20 protein-coding genes are annotated in these 21,401 nt (G+C 59.1%); 9 read left to right on the forward strand and 11 right to left on the reverse strand.

Annotation, left to right across the window (positions count from 1 at the left end; translation table 11 throughout):
• Window positions 1–315 carry a hypothetical protein gene (locus ACK509_RS06855; protein WP_410765736.1) on the reverse strand — a complete coding sequence of 105 codons (315 nt, stop codon included), beginning with the start codon at window positions 313–315 and terminating at the stop codon, window positions 1–3.
• Window positions 316–437: 122 nt separating this feature from the next.
• On the opposite strand from ACK509_RS06855, the gene ACK509_RS06860 reads away from it, so the two are divergent.
• Window positions 438–737: an ArsR family transcriptional regulator gene (locus ACK509_RS06860; RefSeq protein ID WP_410765737.1), complete on the forward strand. Its 300-nt coding sequence runs from the start codon at window positions 438–440 to the stop codon at window positions 735–737.
• Window positions 738–827: 90 nt separating this feature from the next.
• Here the strand turns inward: ACK509_RS06860 and ACK509_RS06865 are convergent, their stop codons facing one another.
• Window positions 828–2,720 carry a PINc/VapC family ATPase gene (locus tag ACK509_RS06865; protein ID WP_410765738.1) on the reverse strand — a complete coding sequence of 631 codons (1,893 nt, stop codon included), beginning with the start codon at window positions 2,718–2,720 and terminating at the stop codon, window positions 828–830.
• Window positions 2,721–2,841: 121 nt separating this feature from the next.
• Between ACK509_RS06865 and ACK509_RS06870 the strand changes: the two genes are divergently transcribed.
• Window positions 2,842–3,936, forward strand: a complete 1,095-nt coding sequence (locus ACK509_RS06870; RefSeq protein WP_410765739.1) for a M20 family metallopeptidase — start codon at window positions 2,842–2,844, stop codon at window positions 3,934–3,936.
• A 52-nt stretch (window positions 3,937–3,988) separates the two neighbouring features.
• On the opposite strand, the gene ACK509_RS06875 is transcribed toward ACK509_RS06870, so the two are convergent.
• Window positions 3,989–5,074: a hypothetical protein gene (locus tag ACK509_RS06875; protein ID WP_410765740.1), complete on the reverse strand. Its 1,086-nt coding sequence runs from the start codon at window positions 5,072–5,074 to the stop codon at window positions 3,989–3,991.
• On the reverse strand, window positions 5,075–6,931 hold the full coding sequence (locus ACK509_RS06880; RefSeq protein WP_410765741.1) for a hypothetical protein: 1,857 nt from the start codon (window positions 6,929–6,931) through the stop codon (window positions 5,075–5,077). It lies immediately after the preceding gene.
• Between the two features lie 609 nt (window positions 6,932–7,540).
• Between ACK509_RS06880 and ACK509_RS06885 the strand changes: the two genes are divergently transcribed.
• The 4 genes from ACK509_RS06885 (at window position 7,541) to ACK509_RS06900 (ending at window position 12,438) form a co-directional block, all read left to right on the forward strand.
• A complete protein-coding gene (locus ACK509_RS06885) occupies window positions 7,541–9,049 on the forward strand; it encodes a carboxypeptidase M32 (RefSeq protein ID WP_410765742.1) in 1,509 nt (502 codons plus the stop codon).
• Between the two features lie 84 nt (window positions 9,050–9,133).
• Window positions 9,134–9,310: an HVO_0416 family zinc finger protein gene (locus ACK509_RS06890; RefSeq protein WP_410765743.1), complete on the forward strand. Its 177-nt coding sequence runs from the start codon at window positions 9,134–9,136 to the stop codon at window positions 9,308–9,310.
• 167 nt (window positions 9,311–9,477) lie between these two features.
• Complete coding sequence (locus ACK509_RS06895) at window positions 9,478–11,325, forward strand: UvrD-helicase domain-containing protein (protein WP_410765744.1); 1,848 nt, start codon at window positions 9,478–9,480, stop codon at window positions 11,323–11,325.
• 6 nt (window positions 11,326–11,331) lie between these two features.
• Window positions 11,332–12,438 (forward strand): M24 family metallopeptidase, encoded by a 1,107-nt coding sequence (locus tag ACK509_RS06900; protein WP_410765745.1) that lies wholly within the window; start codon window positions 11,332–11,334, stop codon window positions 12,436–12,438.
• A 38-nt stretch (window positions 12,439–12,476) separates the two neighbouring features.
• Here the strand turns inward: ACK509_RS06900 and ACK509_RS06905 are convergent, their stop codons facing one another.
• Both ACK509_RS06905 and ACK509_RS06910 read right to left on the reverse strand, forming a co-directional pair.
• Window positions 12,477–12,719 (reverse strand): hypothetical protein, encoded by a 243-nt coding sequence (locus ACK509_RS06905; RefSeq protein WP_410765746.1) that lies wholly within the window; start codon window positions 12,717–12,719, stop codon window positions 12,477–12,479.
• Between the two features lie 82 nt (window positions 12,720–12,801).
• Window positions 12,802–13,509, reverse strand: a complete 708-nt coding sequence (locus tag ACK509_RS06910) for a DUF502 domain-containing protein (protein WP_410765747.1) — start codon at window positions 13,507–13,509, stop codon at window positions 12,802–12,804.
• Window positions 13,510–13,622: 113 nt separating this feature from the next.
• On the opposite strand from ACK509_RS06910, the gene ACK509_RS06915 reads away from it, so the two are divergent.
• A complete protein-coding gene (locus ACK509_RS06915; protein ID WP_410765748.1) occupies window positions 13,623–14,231 on the forward strand; it encodes a riboflavin synthase in 609 nt (202 codons plus the stop codon).
• Window positions 14,232–14,249: 18 nt separating this feature from the next.
• On the opposite strand, the gene ACK509_RS06920 is transcribed toward ACK509_RS06915, so the two are convergent.
• Entirely contained in the window at window positions 14,250–15,293 is a 1,044-nt protein-coding gene (locus ACK509_RS06920; protein ID WP_410765749.1) for a PrsW family intramembrane metalloprotease, read from the reverse strand.
• A gap of 98 nt (window positions 15,294–15,391) precedes the next feature.
• On the opposite strand from ACK509_RS06920, the gene ACK509_RS06925 reads away from it, so the two are divergent.
• Together ACK509_RS06925 and ACK509_RS06930 are read left to right on the forward strand one after the other, a co-directional pair.
• Window positions 15,392–15,766 (forward strand): hypothetical protein, encoded by a 375-nt coding sequence (locus ACK509_RS06925; RefSeq protein WP_410765750.1) that lies wholly within the window; start codon window positions 15,392–15,394, stop codon window positions 15,764–15,766.
• Entirely contained in the window at window positions 15,763–17,175 is a 1,413-nt protein-coding gene (locus tag ACK509_RS06930) for a DUF402 domain-containing protein (protein ID WP_410765751.1), read from the forward strand. Before ACK509_RS06925 ends, ACK509_RS06930 begins: the two co-directional genes overlap by 4 nt.
• A 126-nt stretch (window positions 17,176–17,301) precedes the next feature.
• On the opposite strand, the gene ACK509_RS06935 is transcribed toward ACK509_RS06930, so the two are convergent.
• From ACK509_RS06935 to ACK509_RS06950, 4 genes are all read right to left on the reverse strand, one after another.
• Complete coding sequence (locus ACK509_RS06935) at window positions 17,302–17,634, reverse strand: NifU family protein (RefSeq protein ID WP_390224574.1); 333 nt, start codon at window positions 17,632–17,634, stop codon at window positions 17,302–17,304.
• 99 nt (window positions 17,635–17,733) lie between these two features.
• Entirely contained in the window at window positions 17,734–19,176 is a 1,443-nt protein-coding gene (locus ACK509_RS06940; RefSeq protein ID WP_410765752.1) for an LVIVD repeat-containing protein, read from the reverse strand.
• 452 nt (window positions 19,177–19,628) lie between these two features.
• Entirely contained in the window at window positions 19,629–20,600 is a 972-nt protein-coding gene (locus ACK509_RS06945) for an ROK family protein (protein ID WP_410765753.1), read from the reverse strand.
• 81 nt (window positions 20,601–20,681) lie between these two features.
• Complete coding sequence (locus ACK509_RS06950) at window positions 20,682–21,362, reverse strand: TIGR00266 family protein (protein ID WP_410765754.1); 681 nt, start codon at window positions 21,360–21,362, stop codon at window positions 20,682–20,684.
• Window positions 21,363–21,401: the final 39 nt, after the last annotated feature.

Below are 21,401 nucleotides of genomic sequence, written 5' to 3' on the forward strand. Positions count from 1 at the left end.
TTAGAGCTGAACACCCGAGGTGAGGAGAATCGCGAACGAGATGAACCAGAGCGAGAACGTCATGAAGACGACGTACAGGTAATCTTTCACACCGAACCCGTTCACGTCGATGCCGATGACGCGAAGCACGGGGAACTGTGCGAGTACGAACGCCCCGAGGACGCCCACTGCCACGTTGTTCGTCGCGGCGGTGACAGTTGTCCCCACCAGCACACCGGAGACCAGCGCGGCGGCCACACCGGCGAGACAAGCGAGTGTTGTAACCGTTACTCCCCGGATATGTTTGGAGAGTCCGGTCTGCGTTTCCGTAGCCATGTGTTCCACTGCGATATCGGGCATGAAAAGGCGTTCGTTCTGCCGTCCAGCAGGCACTATAGCGTTGTCGGCTAGTCCCAGCCAAGAAGATTTAAGCTTGTTGCGGCTTTCAATTCGTAACGATGGCTGGAACAGAAGAGGAGAGTCTCGATGAACTCCCACCGAGTGCGAAGCTTGTTTTCAAGGTACTCGAATATAACGGCCCCTTGACCCAGAAGGGCATCGTCGAAGAGTCGATGCTCTCTGCTCGAACGGTCCGCTACGCACTCGAACGACTGGAAGGCATCGACATCGTCGACGAGGACGTATACTTCGCTGACGCTCGACAGAACCTCTATCAACTCACCGACGCCGCACCACAGCAAGAGCAAGCGAAGGTCCAAGCCGACGGCGGCAAAGAAAACGCCTGCTGCGTCGAATAACGAATCGTCCGCCGCTTCGCACTCTGTTCTCCGTTGCGACGCGTCGAACCACTACCCGGGCATCGAAACGCAGCGAGCGGTTCGTTTCGGTCAGGCCGGAACGACCGTAATCTGCAACTTTCGGTCGATTGCGTTCTCTAACTCGTCAGCGATGGCGCTGCCGCGCGAGACTTGAATGTCGCCGCCGCGACCGACCGTCGCCGTGAAGAGGTACTCGTCGTCCGCGCGGACTTCGACCGTCTCGCCGACGTGGCCGTCCATTCGGACGATGATGTGCCGAGAGGTGATTTCCGGGGTGACAACGAGACCGCTCGACGGTTCTGCGGTCGTCCCTGACGACGACGGAGCGGACGACCCACCAGAACTGCTCGAACCGCCGACGCCCGGTGCCTTGTTCGCTGGGTTCTCGTCGTGGGTCCGAACGTCGATTTCGATACCGAGTCGGTCTTCGACGTCAGAAATTCGACCGCCGCCTTTACCGATTACGTACGAGATGTCGTCGTCATCGACGTAGACGACGGCGCGGTTCTGGTTTTTCAACTGCACATCGACGTGACCGCGAGCGATGGAGCGAATTTCACGTTCGATTTCCTGTCGTGCGAGTCGAGAGACGCCTGTTTCGCTCTTCTCGCCGCCGTCTCCGAGCGGAACCGTGACGACCTGACGGTTGAACGTGTAAATCTCGAACTTTGGCGTGTTCGTCTCGAAGTCGCGCACCTGAATGACGGGGCGTGCCAGGTCCTCGGCGGCGAGTCCTTCGGGCACTTTCACCTGCGTCGTCACGTCGTAGACGGTGTGGACCTGTCCGGCCTCGATGTAGACGACGGTGTCCACGACTTGCGGAATCATGCCGAGTTCGACACGGCCGACGAGGCGCTGGAGGGCGTCGATAGCGCGGGTGGCGTGAACGACGCCGACCATCCCGACACCGGCGAGACGCATGTCCGAGAAGACAGAGAAGTCCTTGGTCTTGCGAACCTCGTCGTAGATGGTGTAGTCGGGGCGGACGAGGAGGAGTGAGTCAGCCGTCTTCGCCATATCGCCAGCGAGGGCAGTGTACTGAGTGATTTCGGGGCCGACCTGCAAGTCACGCGGTTTCTCCATCGTCTTGACCGCGTAGTCGTTGTCGTTGAGGAATTCGGCGACTGCCTGGGCGAACGTGGATTTACCCGCACCGGGCGACCCGGCGATGAGGACACCGCGCTGGCGTTCGGCGAGGCGGTCACGGAGTTCGTCGGCGAACTCGTAATCGTCGAGTTCCGTCTTGACGATGGGTCGAACCGCCGTGATTTCGATGCCGTCGGCGAAGGGAGGTCGAGCGATTGCAATGCGGAAATCGCGGAACTGGACGATGTTCATGCCCGGCTCGGAGAGTTCGATGAAGCCGTCGGGGGAGGCGCGGGCGGAGTTGACGATGTCGTCTGCCCACTCGCGCATCGTCTTCTCGTCGGTCGCGTCCTCGGCGATGAGTTGGTAGTGCATGTCGCCGATATCGCCGCGTTTTGCTTTCGGCCTCGTGTCCGTCTTGAGGTGGACGGACATCGTCTGGTCATCGAAGAACTGCTCGATGATGAGGCCACCAGAGCCGCGAACGACTGGTTCGACGTGTTCGATAGCGAGGCCCTTGGCCTTCGCAATTTCTGCTTGAACGCTGTCACTCGTGAGCAACGTCGCGTCGTGTTCGGCGGCAAAATCGCGGATGAGTGCGTCGATATCGCCCTCGCGGGCACCCCTCGTCTCGTCCGAGGTCGGACGCCGACCGAGGTACTGAAGCGAAATCTCGCCCTCGTCGGCGAACTCGGCGAGACGCTGGAGTTCCGAGAGTCCATCCCACCCAGTGTCCCGTCCGTCGTTGGCTTGCGACTCCAATTCGCTGACGACCGCTTCGGGCACCAGAATATCGGCACCCGCATACGACCCATCCTCAACTCGCTCGGACACGCGACCGTCGATGACCGCGCTCGTGTCCGGCACTATCTTCATGGACTCCGATTTGTATGGCGCACGGATAAGGCTTTTAGGTAGCGCGGGCACGCGGGCGGCGGAATCGCTGACAAATGCCCGCATTGGCCACGCTTTTCACGAGGTATCTCTTCCTCCCGCCATGGACGAACTTTCGACCCTGACGGTGGACCTCGTCTCGATTCCGAGCCACGAGGACGAAACCGCCGCAGGCGACTTCATGGAGTCGTGGCTCCGCGACGAGACTGACGCAGAGGTCACCCGCGACGAGGCTGGCAACGTCTTCGCTCGAGTCAACGCTGGCGAGGGAGAGTCGCTCGCGCTCGTTGGCCACCACGATGTGGTTCCACCAGCCGAACGCCAGACGACCGACGACGGCGAGTACATCGTCGAAACGAAGGACGGACGAATCTACGGCCGTGGTGCCGCCGACATGAAAGGTGCAGACGTGGCCGCCATGCTCGCCTTCCGCGACGCGGCCGAAGAGGCAAGTCAAGAAGTCGTCTTCGCCTCGTTTGTCGGTGAAGAGTTGGGTGGCATCGGCGTTCGGGCGGCCCTCGAAGACGGCCTCGAAATCGACTACGCCGTCGTCGCCGAAGGCTCGACCAACTACTCGGGACCGAACCGAACCGACCTCGTCGTCGCCCATCGTGGCCGCCGGGCGAGCATCCTCGAAGTTTCGGGAACCGCGTGCCACGCCAGCGAACCCGAGAAAGGTGAGAACGCCATCTACCGCGCCAGCGACGCCGTGGACATCATTCGAGAGTTGGAGGTCCCCGACGCCGAGGTGCTTGGAAACCCAGTTTCAGGGAGCATCGCCGTCACCGGAATCGACGGCGGGAGCGCGTGGAATGTCATCCCTGATACGTGCGAAGTCATCATCGACGAGCGAACCGTCCCCGGCGGCTACGCCGACCTCAAGCAGACAGAGAGTGTCGAAGGCGTCGAGTGGGTCGTCGAACAAGACCTCCCGCCGATGGCCTGCGACGACGCCGACTTTGCGAACCGGGTCTTCGAGGCCGCAGAGAAAGTCCACGAAGCACGCGGCGACGAAGAGCCACAGCAGGTGACGAAACCCCACGCGACCGACGCTGGGTGGCTTGCACAAGAGGGAACGACATGTGTCGTGTATGGACCATCCTCGCCCGGTGAGGCCCACACGAAGAACGAGAGCGTCTCTGTGGATGTTCTGGAGCGGTGTTACGAGACGTATCGGGATGTTGTAGCGGGGTGGTAAAACAACGTACGCAACCGGGTATTCACCCGGTACGTGATAGAGAAGTGTGCAGTTACAGTGCCGCGACTTCCGCCTGATTCAGTAACTCTTCCAACGATGCAGTTTGCCCCAAGAGAACGTTCTTCAACTGTGCAGGGATGTGTGACTTGCTATTGCTGTTCTTCTTTCCGGATTGGTTCGCATCGAGGCCGTCGTTCTCGATTTGATTTGCGAATGCGGAGACGGTGTTGCTAGCGGTCGAAATCTCGCGGTCTGCTTTCTTTGCCTTGCCAGCAAATGCAGCATCTTGACCACGGAGGACCTTCTTCTCGGTGGTTTCAAGCTTCGACGTGAGCGCATTTTTCACGCCGCGATTGAGTGTACTCTCGTCGATTCTATCGACCATTCCGCGAATGATTTCGATTGCCCCAGCCAACAGTTGTGACTTGTCTCGGACCGTCAGGGTCACTTCTGCATAGCTTCGCGTCTTGTCTTCGACACCAGTGGCAACCACGGTCAGCGAGTGTCGGCCCGTTCTGACACCTTCGACTCGAAGTGTCGCCTGATGTCTCGCGTTCGCAGAGAGTGACTCGACGAGTCCACTCGTCGCGCGGACCGAAATTCCATCCTCAGCTTCGATATCGTACTCGATCGCTTCGAGACGGTCGTCGCCGACGTTCGTGACTTCACCAGTCACGTCATCGGTAGCTCCTTTCGGGAGTACTTCCTCCGTTGGCGAGAACGAGAAGAGTTCGATGACTGGCGGGAGTGACGCAGAATCGACGATAGCCTTTGCGTCCTTGCTTGCGGCGAGATACTGCTCTTCAGTCTCTCTGAGCTGACGAGCATGGTTTTTGACCGTTTCGTACTCGCTTTCGTCGCCTGTTTCGAGTACCGTGGCACCACTCGTGATGAATCCAGCACGCTGGAATCCGGCCGTTACCGAAGCACCCATCAGGTCGTTCACTTTATCGCTGGCACTTTTCTCGGTGAGTGTCCCCGGTAACGTCGCAGCGCGGCGCGTGAAGATTTCTTCTGAGACCCGGTTTTCAGAATACTCAGTGACCAACTCAGCTAGCGCGTCTGTTGCGGCGGCCTGGTCGCTTTCGACGTTCTGTTCGAACCGTGCGAGTGCGTCGATGATAGCTTCGCTCGACATTTACATCGCCCCCGTGGTTCCCGTGGCGATTTCGTCGAGTGCTTTGGCGTGTTGTGCGCGGACCGCGTCGAGGCCGTTGAAACATGATAGCGCTGCACCAGCTGAAAAAGCACCAGCCACAGCGTCAAATACATATCCAGCAACTATCCCAACGGGCGCAGTCAACCCTCCTGTGAAAATTGCTAACCCGTATGCGGCAATTTCTATCATGGGGCCAATTACGCTTGCAGCGTCTGCCAAGCCCAGCAATGAATCAACAGTATCAGATGTTTTATTGTATTGTACTTGGATTTCAGTTCGATAGTACTCTGTTCTTTCAATCGCTGTTTGACGCGAACCAGAAATATCAATCTCTGAGTTCTCGTCTGGACGTGCTACACTGGTAAGATTCGCCAGTGATTCAGAAATTGACGGCTTGTTTTGCCAGAGATTGTACGGTTTATCTTCAAATATCACCTTAAGAATCCAACTAGAAGTTGAGTCAATGAGATCTCTGACTAATTTTTCTTTTTCATCAAGGAATCTCAAAGTAGTTATTACCCCAGATTCTGCGAGTCGATAAAGCGACTTGGATACCTCATCAATACTCTGGATAAAACTAGTGAGGAAGTAGTCTGACTCAGAAATTGGGCCTCTTCCCAGTAACCATTTAGCTACTTTATGCAGTGAAGAATCAGAGAACTCCTTCGCTAAAAATTTGATTTCGGAAGACTTTATTTTCACAGATCCTGCCCATTTCAATAATTTGAGCGGTAAATCCGCGAGTGCGATAGCTGCAAATCCGAGATTCACAAGAGTATTGATTAACGATTTTGTAAGTCTCTCAGCAATGTTATAATCTTGCTGAAGGGCAGTCTCACGACCAGGGACACCGAATCGTGTGTCATCTAGTGCCCGAGGTGTCCCAGGAAGCGCCCCAGCCATCGAAATCTCCGTAATCGATTCTCCCAGTTTCAACCGGTCGATTGCATCCATCGCACGAGCAGACGTTATGTCGCCCTGGTCGACCGCCTGTTCGAGTTCAGAGAGCGCCGCTTCGACTTCAGTTCGTTCGTCAACGAAGCCATCCGTTGCAGAGTAGAGATACGCTGCGTAATCTTCCTTCTCTCCGATTGCTTGGCTGATGTCGAGAACAGGAGAACTATCGCTACCGACCGTTATCGACCGCAATCGTGCATTCGCTTGGTAGATTCCCAACTCAAATGAAGTCGGGTCGATAACCGTCGTGTCGAAGGATTTCGAGAGCAACTCTTCACCGTTGACCGACAGCGTCATCGACGAATCGGTCCACCGGGCTTCGACAGTGTACGTCTCTGAAGATGGCCCAACAGTACCGGGGCCCTCCTCTCTGAAGATACGTTCCCCATCGCGGATACATCCAAGCCTGTTGTCGTAGGCTCTCCCGGCGACACGCCATTCCAGTAAGTTCTCCTCATCTTCCTTGAGCCGAAGTATGACTGCGTCCGTTCGGTGGTAGTCACGAAGGATGTCCACCTCGTACCGAACGAATCCACTTTCTGGAAACGAAATGCCGCTCTTGGTAAGGTACATTCGAATGTTGTTCGGGCTATAAACGTTGAGCCACTGGTTTTGAGACGAGTAGCTTACAGAACCGTGGCTCCCCATAAACGGAGAGCCAACCTGTTCACGAACATCGTATTCATTGAGTGTATTCGATGAGAAATCATCCGAAAAGACAGTAAGAGACTCACCCGAATCCAGACCAGTTCGATTCTCCCCCGTATTAAACAGGTTTGACCCGGTGGTGTTAGGCACTCCTGCTAACGGTACAAGCGCAGCAGATTTCATTAGTGAACGACGCGAGATTTTGTCCTCGTGGTACTCTTTTTCTGTCACTGTTAATGAAATTATTCATATCAAATATATCTATTTTGTCTTAATTATCAAAATGAATAATGTCATAGTCCAAAGAGTATACTGATGCATAGATGGTTCTCAGTCTGAATAATTGGTGTTTGAAAAAATTCCCAGTTTAAATAAACAGTGGTAATGTACAAGACATTCAGAAAATAAATTCAACCATGGTCAATGTCCTCTCAGTGGGCCTGTTTATTTTTGGATCTCTTATTCTCATACAAGGATTTGCGTGTCTATTTCGGCCAAAGCAGTATCTCGACTGGGCGTTCGGTCACAGTACACTCTTTGGGGAGATAGGACCAGTCAAACTACGACTGACACAAGCAGTTGGGTTAGTGGAGATCCTCGTTAGTCCCCTTATTTTCCTGTTCGCAGCAGTTGTAGGGGGATAATCACGCTTTGTAGGAGTTGAAGAGGATTCTCGTTGAGAAGACAACTCGACGCTTCTGTTGACCAATATCTATCCTATCCCGACGTGAGTCGCACGAAACTTGCCTTATAGACAGGAAACGTGCAAACTCGTGACCAACGCCTGACCGAAACCCCATCTCCTGCGATTTAATACCACGGCGCACTCATCGACAGACAATGGCAGCAACCTCCACCGAAGAGGCGTCGGCCTACGACCGACTGCTCGCGAAGTACAAACGCGTCGCCAACATCCAAAACGCGGCCGGGTTACTCTCGTGGGACCAGCAGGTCGTCATGCCCGACGAAGGGACGCCTGCGCGCTCCCAGCAGATGTCCACGCTCTCGGCACTGAGTCACGAACTCCTCACCGACGACGAGTTTGGCGACCTCTTGGACGAAGTCGAAGCGTCGGACCTGACGGACGAACAGGCAGACGTGGTGCGCGAACTCCGCCGCGACTACGAGCGCGCGGCACGCGTCCCGAGCGAACTGGTCGAACAGATTTCGGCTGCCTCCTCGGAGGCGATTCCGTCGTGGAAGGAAGCGAAAGCCGAAGACGACTTCTCGACGTTCGCCCCGCATCTGGAGAAACACGTCGAACTCAAGCGCCAGTACGCCGAGTACATCGACCCCGACCGCGACCCATACGAAGTCCTCTTCGAAGATTACGAGCCATGTCTCCCGCTCGAACAGGCAGAAGAGATTCTCGCCGAAGTGCGCGAAGTCCTCGTCCCGATGATTGCAGACATCCGCGATTCTGACGTCGAACTCGCCGTGGACGCCTTCGAAGGCGAGTATCCGGCGGACGAGCAGGAGGAACTCGCCCGCGACGCGCTCTCCACGTTGGGCTACCCGTGGGAACGCGGCCGTCTCGACACCGCACCCCACCCGTTCTCGTCGGGCACGCAGTTCGACGCCCGCGTGACGACGCGATACGACGAGTCTGACCCTCTCGGGTCGCTCTTCTCGACTATCCACGAGTTCGGTCACGCACTGTACACGCTCGGGCTGCCGGACGAACACTACGGCACGCCGCTCGGTGAGAGTCGCAACCTCTCGGTCCACGAGTCGCAGTCGCGTCTCTGGGAGAACCACGTCGGGCGCTCGCACGGCTTCTGGGAACACTTCATGCCGACGTTCACCGAGCACTTCCCAGACATCGACGCGACCGTCGAAGAGGCATACGAAGCCGCCAATCAGGTGTACGAGGACAACTTCATCCGCGTCGAAGCGGACGAACTCACCTACCACCTGCACATCGTGATTCGGTTCGAACTGGAGCGCGCACTCATCTCGGGCAACCTCGATGTCGAGGACGTGCCGGAAGCGTGGAACGACAAATACGAGGAGTACCTTGGAATTCGACCCGAGACCGACACCGAGGGCTGTCTACAGGACATCCACTGGGCCTACGGCAACTTCGGCTACTTCCCAACGTACTCGCTCGGCTCGATTATGGCCGCCCAGTTGTTCGCATCTGCGAGCGAGGACATCGACGACCTCGACGAGAAAATTGCCGCAGGCGAATTTGGCGACCTGCGTGAATGGCTCCGCGAGAACATCCACCAGCGTGGGCGTCGCTACGAGACGAACGACCTCGTGAAGCTCGCAACGGGCGAAGACTTCGCCGCAGACGACTTCCTCAGCTACGTCGAAGCCAAGTACGCCGAACTGTACGACATCTAGCTGAGCCGAATACTCCCCGTTTTTGATAGTCTCAGCAGAAAATGCCGTAGGAATTAAATAGTGGTATGTCTTATCATGGCATGTATGGCCTCAGCACCCAGTGACGATATGTTCGACCAGTTCTTGGCCGACCGCGGTCACGAGACAGAACCGGCACGCTGGGACCGATCTTATAACAAACTCCAGTGTCCCGAGTGTGGGGCACTACACAGTCAAGGGGCGTCAACATGTTCCGTCTGTGGCTGGCTGCCCGAGGTCTGAACTCCGGATTGACCACCTAAGTACCACTTTTGACCCCTTCGTGGGTCGATTTTTTTCACCCCGATGAGTGGCATCACCGAACAACGCAGAACTGCAACAATCAGACACAGTACACTACGCCGAGAGAAGCACGTCGTTTATCACACGTTAGACCCTGAACGTGGACAATGAGCGAATCCGACCCGACCGTAACCCGACTGTTCGGGGGACCGGGGAGCGGGAAAACTACGGCCTTGCTCGACAAGGTCGAGACGATTTTAGACCAAGACGACGTGTCCGTCCGCGACATTCTCGTCGTCTCGTACACGCGCGCCGCAGCAGCAGAGGTTCGCGACCGCCTCTCTGAGCGACTCGACGTGAACCCGCGTTCGCTGAAGGGCAACGTCTCGACGATGCACGCGAAGGCCTACGAACTGCTCGGGCTCTCGCGAAACGACGTCGTCGGCGAGAAGAACAAACAAGAGTTCTGTGAGGACTACGGCATCGAATATCAAGACGAGTACGGCGGTGGCCGCCGAACCTCGCGCTCGACGACGATTGGGAACAAAGTCATCGCGACGAGTCAGTGGCTTCAGCGCACCCGCCGCGACGTTGCCGACTGGTACGACGTGCCGTTCCAGTGGAACGTCGAAGAAGTCCGTCTCCCCCCAGAAATCGACCCGAACGCCCAAGAAGGCAACAAGTACACGCCGACGTGGCCCTCCAGCGACGACCGCGTGGACATCCCCGAAGCCATCCGTGCGTGGCGCGCCTACAAGGGCGAACACGGTCTCGTCGGATTCGCAGACATGCTCGAACGCGTCAAACAGCGCGCACTCGTCCCCAACGTCGATTACCTCATCATCGACGAGTTCCAGGACATTACGACCCTCCAGTACGACGTGTACGAAGAGTGGAAACCTCACATGAAGGGCGTCCTCATCGCTGGCGACGACGACCAGGTCGTCTACGCGTGGCAGGGTGCCGACCCGAACCTGCTGCTCGACGCCCAGCGCGACGAAGATGAGGTGCTTCCCAATTCGTACCGTCTGCCATCGAACGTCCTCAACGTCGTCAATCGAGAGATTCGCCACATCGACAAACGCCAAGAGAAGGACCTCAAGCCCCGAAAAGAAGGCGGGGCAGTCGAAGCGATTCCGAGTCCGTCGATGCTCGAACTCGCGCGCAACGTCCGCTACACGGTCGAACAGGACGAGGGGACGATTATGCTCCTGTTCCGTGCGCGCTATCAGATGTTCCAGTTCATCGATGAATTCCTCCCGCTTGGAATTCCGTTCTCGACGCTGACCGACCAGCGCATGTGGACCGACCGACTCACGCAGTACGTCCGCGCAATTGAGTCAATCGCGGAGGGCGAACCGGTCGATGGTCTCGAAGCCCGCCGTCTCGCCGACATGCTGAAATCCTCGGCGTTCGGCACCAACGAGCGCGACGAACTCTTCGACCTCATCGACGAGCGAAAAGAGTCGGAAGACGTCGACGACATCACGGAACTCGAGTTCACCGTGGACGAAGTGAAAGACATCGCTCCCTTCGTTCCCGACGGCCAGTCGGCCAGCGACATGGTTCGCAAGGTCACGAGTTTCCAGCGCAAGTCCGTCGATGCCTACTTCAGCGGCAAGTACCAGGGCATGGACCCGAGTCGCGTCCGCGTCGGGACGATTCACTCCGCCAAGGGTCGTGAGGCAGACCACGTATTCATGGCGACCGACCTGACCGAGAAGGTGGTCGAGCAGATGGCTGCCTCCGTCTCCGAAGAGGAACTCGAAGCCCACGGTATCGAAGAGTTCACCTCGGCGACCGACCCCGTGCCGCTCATCACGGACAACGAGCGCCGTGTCTTCTACGTCGGCATGTCGCGTGCCCGCGAGCGCCTCATCATCCTCGAAGACCTCGTGAGCGGCGCGCCAACCCTGCCGGTTAGCGTCCTCCTTCACAACGAAATCCGCGAGGGAGACGTACAGGACCTCGTCGAAGAAGTCCAAGAAGAGTCCGCACCCCAGCCCGAGGCGTAAGCAGACGTGTTCGACTCGCGCGGCGCTGAGGCAGTCGATTCCGCACTCGCCGACCGTGATGCGGTTGGATTCGTCCACGTCTGTCGCGGCGACGACGCGGATGTCCGATTCCTGACCGGCCACGAGTTCGACGCCGAAGTCGCAGTCGTTCGCGTCGCTGACGAGACGCACGTCCGCGTCCCGTCCGGTGTCGAACACCCGAATATGCCGGATGTGTCTGTCCGAACCGACGACCGACCGGCAGGAAAAGCCGCGAGTGCTGTCCTCGACGCCGAAAGGACGAGAGAGAGCAACACCGTCCTCGTGCCACGCTATCTCCCACACGACGCGGCACTCCATCTCGAAGGCGCAGGCTACGAACTCGAATCGACAACGGCGCTCACAGACGCGAGAGCGACGAAAGAAGAGACAGAAATCGACGCCATCGAAGCAGTCCAGCGAGCGGCACGTCGCGCACTCACTCGCGCGGCCACGATTCTCGGGGCCACAACCATCGAAGACGACGCGCTCGTCTGGGACGATGCGCCGCTCTCGACAGAACGCCTACGAAGGCAGGTGAACGCGATTCTCGCCGCCGAAGGTGTCGATTCCGCTGGGAACACGACGGTTTCGGCAGGAACAGAAGACGACACGAGCGCAGTCGAACTCGCACCCAGCGAACCCATCGTCGTCTCGGTTCGCCCACGCGGGTCGAACGGCTACTTCGGCGCGCTCGCGCGGACCTTCGTCATCGACAGCGACGGTGGGTGGGAGCGCCGAGCCCACGTCGCTTGCGACGCCGCCCGTAAGGTCGCACTCATCGAAGCGAAACCGGGCGCTGATGCAGGCTTCGTCGGCAGTGAAATCCGCGCCGAGACGGCCGCGTTCGGCTTCTCGATGGCCGACGAAGTGACACGTGACGTTGGCGGCGGCATCGGTCTCTCGTTACGCGAAGCCCCGAAGCTCGATGGAGACGTAGAATTAGTCGAGAACAACGTCCTTCGAATCCGCGCGGCCGTCTCGAACTCCGACCACGGGCGCGTCGAACTCACCGACGTAATCACAGTTGGCGAGGACGAACCGCGCATCCTTGGAGACACACCAACCGTCCTCGACCCGTCTGGGTGGGCCTGAGCGACTCGTCTCGCTGTTTCAGTTCTCCGCTACGCTTGCTACTCTTCTTCGTCTGGGTCTTTCGTGGCCGAGCCGACGACTTTCTCGACGGCCATCGCCGGGATGTCTTGCGGCATCGTGAGGAACTTCGGCAGTGCAACCATGAGAATGGCGAGAGCGACCATGCCACCGCCGAGTGTCATCCGACCGTCGGCGAGCAGCGTCAACCCGAAAATACCGACTGGGATAGCGAAGATGAGCGTTGCCCCGAGACCAATCATCTCTAAGATTCCGAGTCGCATTGCTCGCCGGTAGCTCACCGGGCAGTAAAAACATCGCGGGTGGAGACGACGAGATGGACGTTAGGGACGGTGTCGTCCGTGGCTACTCCGCACGGGACCCCTCGGTGTGATACTCGTGACCGTTTTGCGGCGAGTAGCCAGCAGGCCCGGACGGGAGTGTGTCGGGGTCCTCGACGCTGAGACCGGTCGTGACGAGCAGGCGAAGGCCGCGACGAACCGGCATATCGAGTTCTCGAACCTCGTCGGGCGAGACGATGATGAGCGACCCCGCAGTCGGGTTCGGGCTGTGGGGGATGAACACGGTAAAGAGATCTTCGCCGACCGCATTGCCGATAGCGTTCGGTGCGTCGTTCGTCACGAACCCAATCGAGTAGACACCTTTTCGTGGAAATTCGACGAGAACGACGCGTTCGTAGCCAGCGGTGGGTTCGGTCAACGATTCGGAGACCTGTCGAACGCCGAAGTAGATGGTGCGAACGAGCGGGACCAGTTTGACACCGCGTTCGAAACTCCCGAAGAGTCGTTGGCCGAGCGAAATCGATGTGAGATAGCCGAGTATCGTAACCGTCGCGGCGATGATGAGCGCCGACAGCACTTGCGAGATGAAGACGATATCTCCCGAGTAGTTGAGCGCGCTGGCGAGAAACGGTGTCACCTGCCGGACGAGGGGACGAAGCGCCGCAGTGATGCGACTAAAGGCGAACTGCAAGACGAACAGCGTCACCGCGAGTGGGGTGACGAGAATCAGCCCAGTGACGAAACTGCTTCGAAGCCGAGCGAGAACGTCCATACACACTCTGTGGGCGACGACGACAAAACGCTATGGTCGAACTGGAACATCACGAAAACGTGATGGTGAACAGAAACGATAGCCATTAACCGACGCCGCCCAAACCCGCGAGTATGTTCACTGGAATCGTGGAGGGGACTGGCGAAATCACCGGTGTGACCGACACCGAAGGTGGTCGCCGACTCCGCATCCGTTCTGACGTTGCATTCGACGATTTACACCACGGACAGTCCATCTCTGTCTCCGGCGTCTGTCTCACCGTCGAAGAGTTCGGCAACGACTGGTTCGACGTGTTTCTCGCCGCTGAAACCGTCGAGAAAACGTATCTCGGAGTCGTCGAAGAAGGCGACATCGTGAACCTCGAACGGGCGCTCGCGGCGAGCGCGCGCTTCGACGGCCACATCGTCCAAGGCCACGTCGATGGCACGACGACGATAACGGCGATCGAGCAAGTGGGCGACGACTGGTTCTTCGAGTTCGACTTGCCCGAATCCATCGGGAAATACGTCGTCCAGAAAGGGTCTGTCTGTCTCGATGGTATCAGTCTCACCGTCGCAGACCGCCGCGACGACGACTTCGCAGTGGCGATTATCCCGACGACCTACGACCTGACGACACTCTCGGAGAAGTCGGTCGGCGACCCAATTCACGTCGAAGTGGACGTGGTCGCAAAGTACGTCGAATCGATGCTCGAAGGCTACGCAGACGCCCTACGCGACTGATTAGTCTTCGAACTCGGTCTAGTCCTCGAATTCGGTCTGTTCTGGTCCGAACGCCGCCGCGCTCGGGCCTTTGTCGTGAGCGTCGTGGTAGGCGTTGCTGTACCGCTGAATCTTTCTGATGAGATAGAGCCCGAAGATGCCGTCGTAGATGATGACGTAGATAAGGAACGCGGCGACGCCACCGATTCCAGTCACCGACGCGATGATACCCGACCCGATACCGACCGTCGAGTTGTACGTCGCGTGGACCAACGAGGCAAGAATCAATCCTTTGATGATAATTGGGCCAGCGTTCTCCTTGTTGAACTTCGCGAGGCCGAGGTAGTAGCCAGCGATAGCGGAGTAGATGACGTGTCCCGGTCCGGCGAGCGCGCGAACAGCGGTAATCGTTCCACCAGCACCGATGATAGCCGGTGCGCTCGCCACGCCGAGGTCGAGCCCCGATTCGGCGAGGTTGCGCGTGATGTAGAGTGCGTTTTCGATGGTCGCAAAGCCGAGTCCGGCCATCGCGCCGTATACTGCCCCATCGACGACAGCGTCGAACTTCTCGTTTGAATACGCGTACAGCCTGACTGCAAGCAGTTTCACCGACTCCTCGACGGGGCCGACCACGAGGTAGAAGAAGATGACAGAACCAGCAAAGCCGAGTGCGAGGTTGAGTTCGCCAGCGATGACTTGGCCAGCGTTGCTCAGCAACGAGTTGGCAATCGCCGCGAACGTCGCGGTGAGGACACCAAGAAGGAACGTCACGACCATCAGCGACAGCGGTTCGTTCTCCGTTACGTCGGTCGTGTAGACGTAGGCCGCAAGGCCGAGTGCGGGGAGCGCCGAGAGCAACGTCAGTGCCCCGATTTGCGGGTCGGTGATAGCCGAAAGCCCGCCGATACCGATGAGGATAACCAGCGCGAGTCCGATGACGATTGCCCTCGTCGACGCGACCAAGAGCCGATACAGTGCGACTGCCAACCCGTCTACTGACGTCCGCTCCTCCCACGTTGCGATGTCGTAGAGGTCCATCGACCCGCTGGCGGCACGTTCGACTGGGTCTCGTCGTTCGTCCATCGTTCAATATCTCGGCCTGAAGTCGGTAATACCTTTGGCAGGCGGCACTGTCGCCGACGACCAACCGAAGTTAAACCCCCCGAGACAAACACGGGGATATGCATTTCGACCCCCGTGAACAGGCGGCGCTCCGCGCGGTGGGACTCGACACCGAGGAACTCCGTGAGGCCGCCGAATTGGTGAAAGAAGCAGTGCAGGAAGATGCGGACGAACTCGCGGCGTTCTTCGCCGATGGCGGGACCTACTATTCGGATATGGAGATGGCCCACAGCGCGAGCGACATCGCCGAACACGAAATCGACCACGTGGACCTCTACACTCACGGCGCGTCGCTTCGCGGCTACCTCAAATTCGACTCGTGGGGCGTGCCCATCGAGAGCGGGCGCGTCCTCTCTGCTGACGTTGTCGAACTCACGCTCGGGCCGACCGTCGATTCGCGTGTCCGGTTCGCCCGCGACGCAGACGACCTATGAAGGTCCGCGTCCGCGGCATCTACTCGACGGCGTTGACGCAGATGTTTCTCGATGCCGACCACGACGTGGTTCAGGCCTCCGGGCCGATTCGTGACCGATTCGACACCGAGTTCGAGAGTGCCGACCACGACGTCGCCATCGAGACGACCAACAAGCGACAGGGCGTCGGCCTCGAAGGGACCGCACGCGACGTCTCCACTGCGACGACCATCCTCCAGAACCTCGCTATCGACGCGTTCGCGTGGGACGACCCCGCGCCAACTGGCGCAGTGTTCGACGCCCGCGTGACCGAAACCTTGGGCGGCGGCGCAGTCTGCGACCTCGGCGAGACGACAGGGTACCTCCCCTACGACGAGTACGATGGTCGCGTCGAAACCGGCGACGAGGTTCGCGTGCAGGTCGCCGAGTCGTCGCCGCCGTGGGCGGACCACCGCGCCGAACTGACTGGCGAGATTCACGCACTGGCCGGGCTCGCAACCCTCGTTCCGGGCACAGAAGGCGTTCGCGTCGATACCCGCGACGAGGCCGCCGCGCGCGAACTCGCAGGCATGACCGACCTACTCGGCGGCGACCCACCCGAAGGCTGGGGAATTCGCTGGCAACGCGACGCCGTCGATGCCGACATGGGCGCGCTCAACGACGCACTCGACCGGGCCGCCGACATCGCCGCGACGCTGGATTCAGCACTGGACGAACCAATCGAAGCGCCCCGAGAACTGGCCGCACCAACCCAGACGGCGTGGGTCTGGTTTGGCCGCGAGACGCGCTTCGAACTCGATGGGTATAGGAGAGAGGTGGCGACGACGATGCCCGGCCACCACCGAACGAAAGCCGGGTCGAAAGCGGCATCCTCGGGTGTTGACCTTGCCGAAGCACTCTGTGGTGAGTTCGGAAGCGAAAACGGCGAGTTCCCCTTCGATGTCGTAACCGCCCAATTCGGGCCACTCGAAGGTGATAGAGTCTCTATCGGCCACGGGAAACCAGATGGCCGACTCATCGTCCTCGGGTCGGGCGAGGTGACAAAGCGCGACCCTGCGGGCACCATCGAACTGCGAAGACAGATGTCCGGTGGCGGCACCTACGACGCACTGGAAGTCCCGCGCGAATCGGGCGACACGGCGACGACCAAGTTCCGCGAAGGTCGCTGGTGGTATCCGACGGTCTACCGCGATTCCGAAGGGACGGTCAAAGGCACCTACGTCAACATCTGTACGCCCGTCGAGTGCTTCCCGAACCAGATTCGCTACATCGACCTGCACGTCGATGTCATCAAACACGCCGACGGAACGGTAGAGCGCGTCGATGACGACGAACTCGACGAAGCAGTCGAAGCAGGCCACATCTCGGAGGGGTTAGCCGAGAAAGCCCGGTCGGTGGCGTCGAGTTTGGAAAGCGCGCTGTCGAAGTAGAAACCCGCAAGCCTTCGAATCCAGATTATTCTTCGGCTACGACCGAAGGGAGTAGCCGCCTTTTTTCCTCCAGGTTTTTGCGGTGAGCGGGTCGCCCGAGGCGACCCCGAACCGTAAAAAAGTGGGTCAGAAGTGGTCGGGACTTTCGCTCCCAAACTGCAACTCCCCGCCGCGACCGCCTTCGACCGTGCTGCTGCCGTGGTCGCCCGAACTCGGGACTTTCACTTGGACGTCTTCGATTTCGTCGAACTTCATAATGAGGTCAGATTGGATGTTCTGTGCGGTGATGTTGCTAATTCCGCACCCAGCACAGGCCCCGCCGAGTTCGACGACGACTTCTCCGGATTCAGGGTCGGCCTTTCGGACGACGCTGTTGCCCCCGTGCATCTGGATGATGGGCATCTGCCCGACCATCCAGCGCTCGACACGTTCTTTGAGCGTCTCCGACTCGTCACTCATACTACGGTGCTTAGAGGTCCACGTATGAGAATGGTGCGGTTCTTCTGACTCAGTATCGGGCGAGAGAAAGCGTGTGACGGTTGTTCGTGATAGATTCGGTCAGTCACCGCGGCCACGAGTTCGATACCACCAGCCCGCGGTTCCAAGCCCGGCCACACCAACCCCCAAGCCAAAGCCGGGCGTCTCTGTCCGTGAGGCGGTTGTGGTCGGTGCTTCTGTCGCAGTCGGCGTGGCCGTCTGGACGAGCGACTCGGTGGTCGTCTCGGGAACGAGCGTTGGCGGGTCGAGTTGCTCGCCGGTGTGGTCGGGGAAGGTGTACAGTGCGCCCGCGTCGTCGTCCACACCCCAACTGGACGCGACGAAGACGCCCTCGTCGGCGAAGGGGTAGGCGTACTGTGCGGTCCAAAAACTGGCCGTGTCGGGGTCGCGCCACCACGCGAGTTCGATGGGGTCAGACGAGTCGGAGATATCGTGTCGTTTCACGCCGCCGCGATACCAGGACGTGTAGAGGCGGTCGTCGTGGAAATCGAAGTTGTGGGCAGTGGTCCAGACACCGCCGTAGGTCGGGTCGGGGCTCTGTGGCGGGTCGATTGTCGAGAGCTTCGTCGGGTCGTCGAGTGTCGAAATGTCCCAGAGTGAGACACCGCTGGGGCCGGCGACGAGTTCCGTCGCCTCGTCTTCGGTCTCGACTTCGTAGGCCCACGATTCGACGCCGATGCCGAGGAGCGTTCCCGCGTCGTTCGTCGCGACGAAGTGGTGATTGCCGGGGGGCGTTCGACCGGCGCGAATCAGGTCGGTTCGCGTGCCCGACGCGAGTGCCTCGGGGTCACCGGGTTCGAGTGCGGTGAGAGTAGTGGGGTTCGCTGGGTTGGACATATCGACAATCCACGTTCCGGCGTCCCAGTGGGCGACGTACGCAACTTCGTCTTGGACCCACACGTCGTGAATCGCCCAAATCGTGGTTCGCACGTCGGCCCAGCGGTCGTCTTCGGAGAGGAGCGACCAGCGCCCGAGTTCGTCGCCCGAGGCGATATCGAGGACGACGAGCGGATTGTCCTCGCCGTTGTTCGCGGTGAGATAGACACGTCCGTCTTCGGCGAAACAGTTGTGGATGGGAAAGTCAGTCTCGTAGAAACCAATTTCGTCGGGAGATGCAGGGTCCGAAACATCGACCACGAGAACGCCGGACAGAGACCCGGGAAGTGGGTTCGCCGGGCCGACGACGACCAACGTCTCACCATCGAGTTTGACGTCGTAGATACCGCGAAACGGGCCATCTTCGCGGTCTGCGAGGAGGTCACGGCGTTCTGCGATGAGTTCCGGGCGGTCGGGGGCAGAGATATCGACGACTGCGTAGCCAGTCGTTGCGGCGACGAACACGGTCTGGCCATCAGCTGAGACGACAGCTTCTTTCGCACCGTCGATATCGACCGAACCGAGTGGTTCGAACGGGCCCGGATGTGCTGCCGAGTGGCCGACTGTACCGACACTCCCGAGGAGGGCGGTACCGCCGACGACACGGAGGAACTGGCGACGGTTCACACTGGCACTCGGCGAGGAGGGAACAAAAGTTGGACGGCTCTACCGGTTGTCAGAGTCACATTCGAGAACTGTGGTGACGCCAAGAGGGATGGGTGGGTGGGTGGGAATCCCTTCGGCGTCGTGCGGTCGGCGTGGTGGTGGTGGGAGCCGACCAGCATCCGCCCCTTGCTTCCGGTGGAACGTCCGTGCACCGTTCGCATCGACGGGGACGGAGCGTCGAATTATCGGCCTGCAAAGCAAGCCGCACCGAGGTGCACGAATAGTGGTATTTCGACCTCCCATATAAGCATGCGCCGCCGAATATCAGACGAGATAACGAATCGGTATACAGCCACTTTGCGGGCACTACCTATCGACTAGTGAGACCAGGCAGAGTATCGGTATTGAGAACAATCGAGAGAGTGTACGTGTGATTCAACAGCGTTCTGTGACCAAAACAGCGTGAATCGGAGTTACCGCAGGCGTGACCGGTCGCCGGTTCCGTTCGTCATCGCACTGGCGAGTGCGCCTTCGACGACGACCTCGTCGCCGAGCGTCGTCAACTGAATCTGCGGAATGTTGGACATGACCATCTCACTCATGTGTTCGCGGATGGGGTCGAGGACGAGTTCGGGGTTGTTGAGCGCCACCGCGCCGCCGACGTAGATGACGAGGGGAGCGAACGCGTGGACGATGTTTGCGACGCCCATCGCGTTCCAGTGGGCGACTTGCGAGACGACGTAGCTTGCAAACTCGTCGTCGCCAGCGTGTTCGAACACGTCGACCGCAGAGAAGTCGGGGTCTTCGACCGGAAGAGCAGTGTCGATTGGGTCTTCTTCGTAGAGTTCGAGTGCGTACTTCGGGATGTTGTTGCCAGAACAGTAGCCTTCCCAGTGGCCGTCGTGACCACAGCCACACGTCATGAATCCGTTCGGGTCGAGCGTCATGTGACCGACTTCGCCCGCGTTGCCATCCCATCCGGAGAGGACGTGGCCATCGACACAGACACCAGCGCCGATACCCGAGGAGATGGTGAGATACACCATGTCGTCGGGGTTGCGGTCGGAGTGGAAGCGCTCGCCGATAACGCCCGCGTTGGTGTCGTTGTGGAGGTAGACCTCTTCGGTGTCGAGCAGTACAGAAATCGGACCAGTGAGTGGGATTCTGTCGATGGTGTCGGGGAGGTTCGCCGGATTTTCGACCGCACCTTCGGCGAGGTCGAGCGGCCCAATCGCACCGATACCGGCCGCGACGGCCTCTTTTGGTTCGATGTCCGCTTCGTCACATGCCTCACGAACGACGTTCAGGACCGCTTCGGTGACCGCAATGCCGGTTGGACCTCGCGGCGTTCGGTCGCGGGCTTGTCCGAGTATCGTTCCCTCACCATCGGCAACGACCGCACGGACGTTTGTCGCCCCGAGATCGACACCCACGTAGTACGCCATTGTCTCCATAGGGATTCGCCCGACACTTAACTGAGAGGGATTCGCGCTAATTTACTCGCAACGCGGTAGCGATTCCCACACTCATTGCGTGCCGTTGGTCGAGGGGAGTTGTGGGATGAGCCACGACAGGAACGCGTCCATACTCCGTGATTGGAGCCAAATCGTGCCCGGGCCTCTGAAGGTGCAGACGAGCCCTTCACCGCTGAAGAGCGTCGATTTGAGGCCGCCGACGCGCTCGACGTTGAAATTTGTAGACCCGTCGAAGGCGACGATGTGGCCGGTATCGACCGTATACTTCTCGTCCTCACCGAGTTCGACTTCGTGAATCGCCCCGTAACTCGATAAGAACGCCTCGCCGACGCCCTCGAGTTTCAGGAGAAACAGGCCTTCGCTCCCGAAGAACGTCTTCGCGCCGCCGAAGGAGGTGTCGAGTTCGAGGTCCACGTCGGATGCGAGGTACGACCCGGATTGGACGTAGAGGACTTCCCTATCGAGTTCGTGTGCGATGATGTCGCCCGGGAGCGGTGGCGCGAACGAGACTTCGCCGGGTACCGTCGCGGTGAACGTGTTCTGGAAGAACGATTCGCCGCCGAGGACGCTGCGTTTGAGCGACCCGAAGAGTCCGCCGCGGGCGGCCGTCTCGATTTCGATGCCGTCGGAATAACTCACCATCGCGCCTGCTTCGGAGCGAACAGATTCGCCCTGTTCGAGCGAGACAGTCACTAGTGCGAACGATGGTCGGTACTCGATTTCGTAGTCCATGGAGATGTGTTGTCTCGCTAAGGTATGTAGATATCTCTC

Source organism: Haloferax sp. DFSO60, from assembly GCF_046557615.1.
In the GTDB taxonomy this organism is placed as follows: domain Archaea; phylum Halobacteriota; class Halobacteria; order Halobacteriales; family Haloferacaceae; genus Haloferax.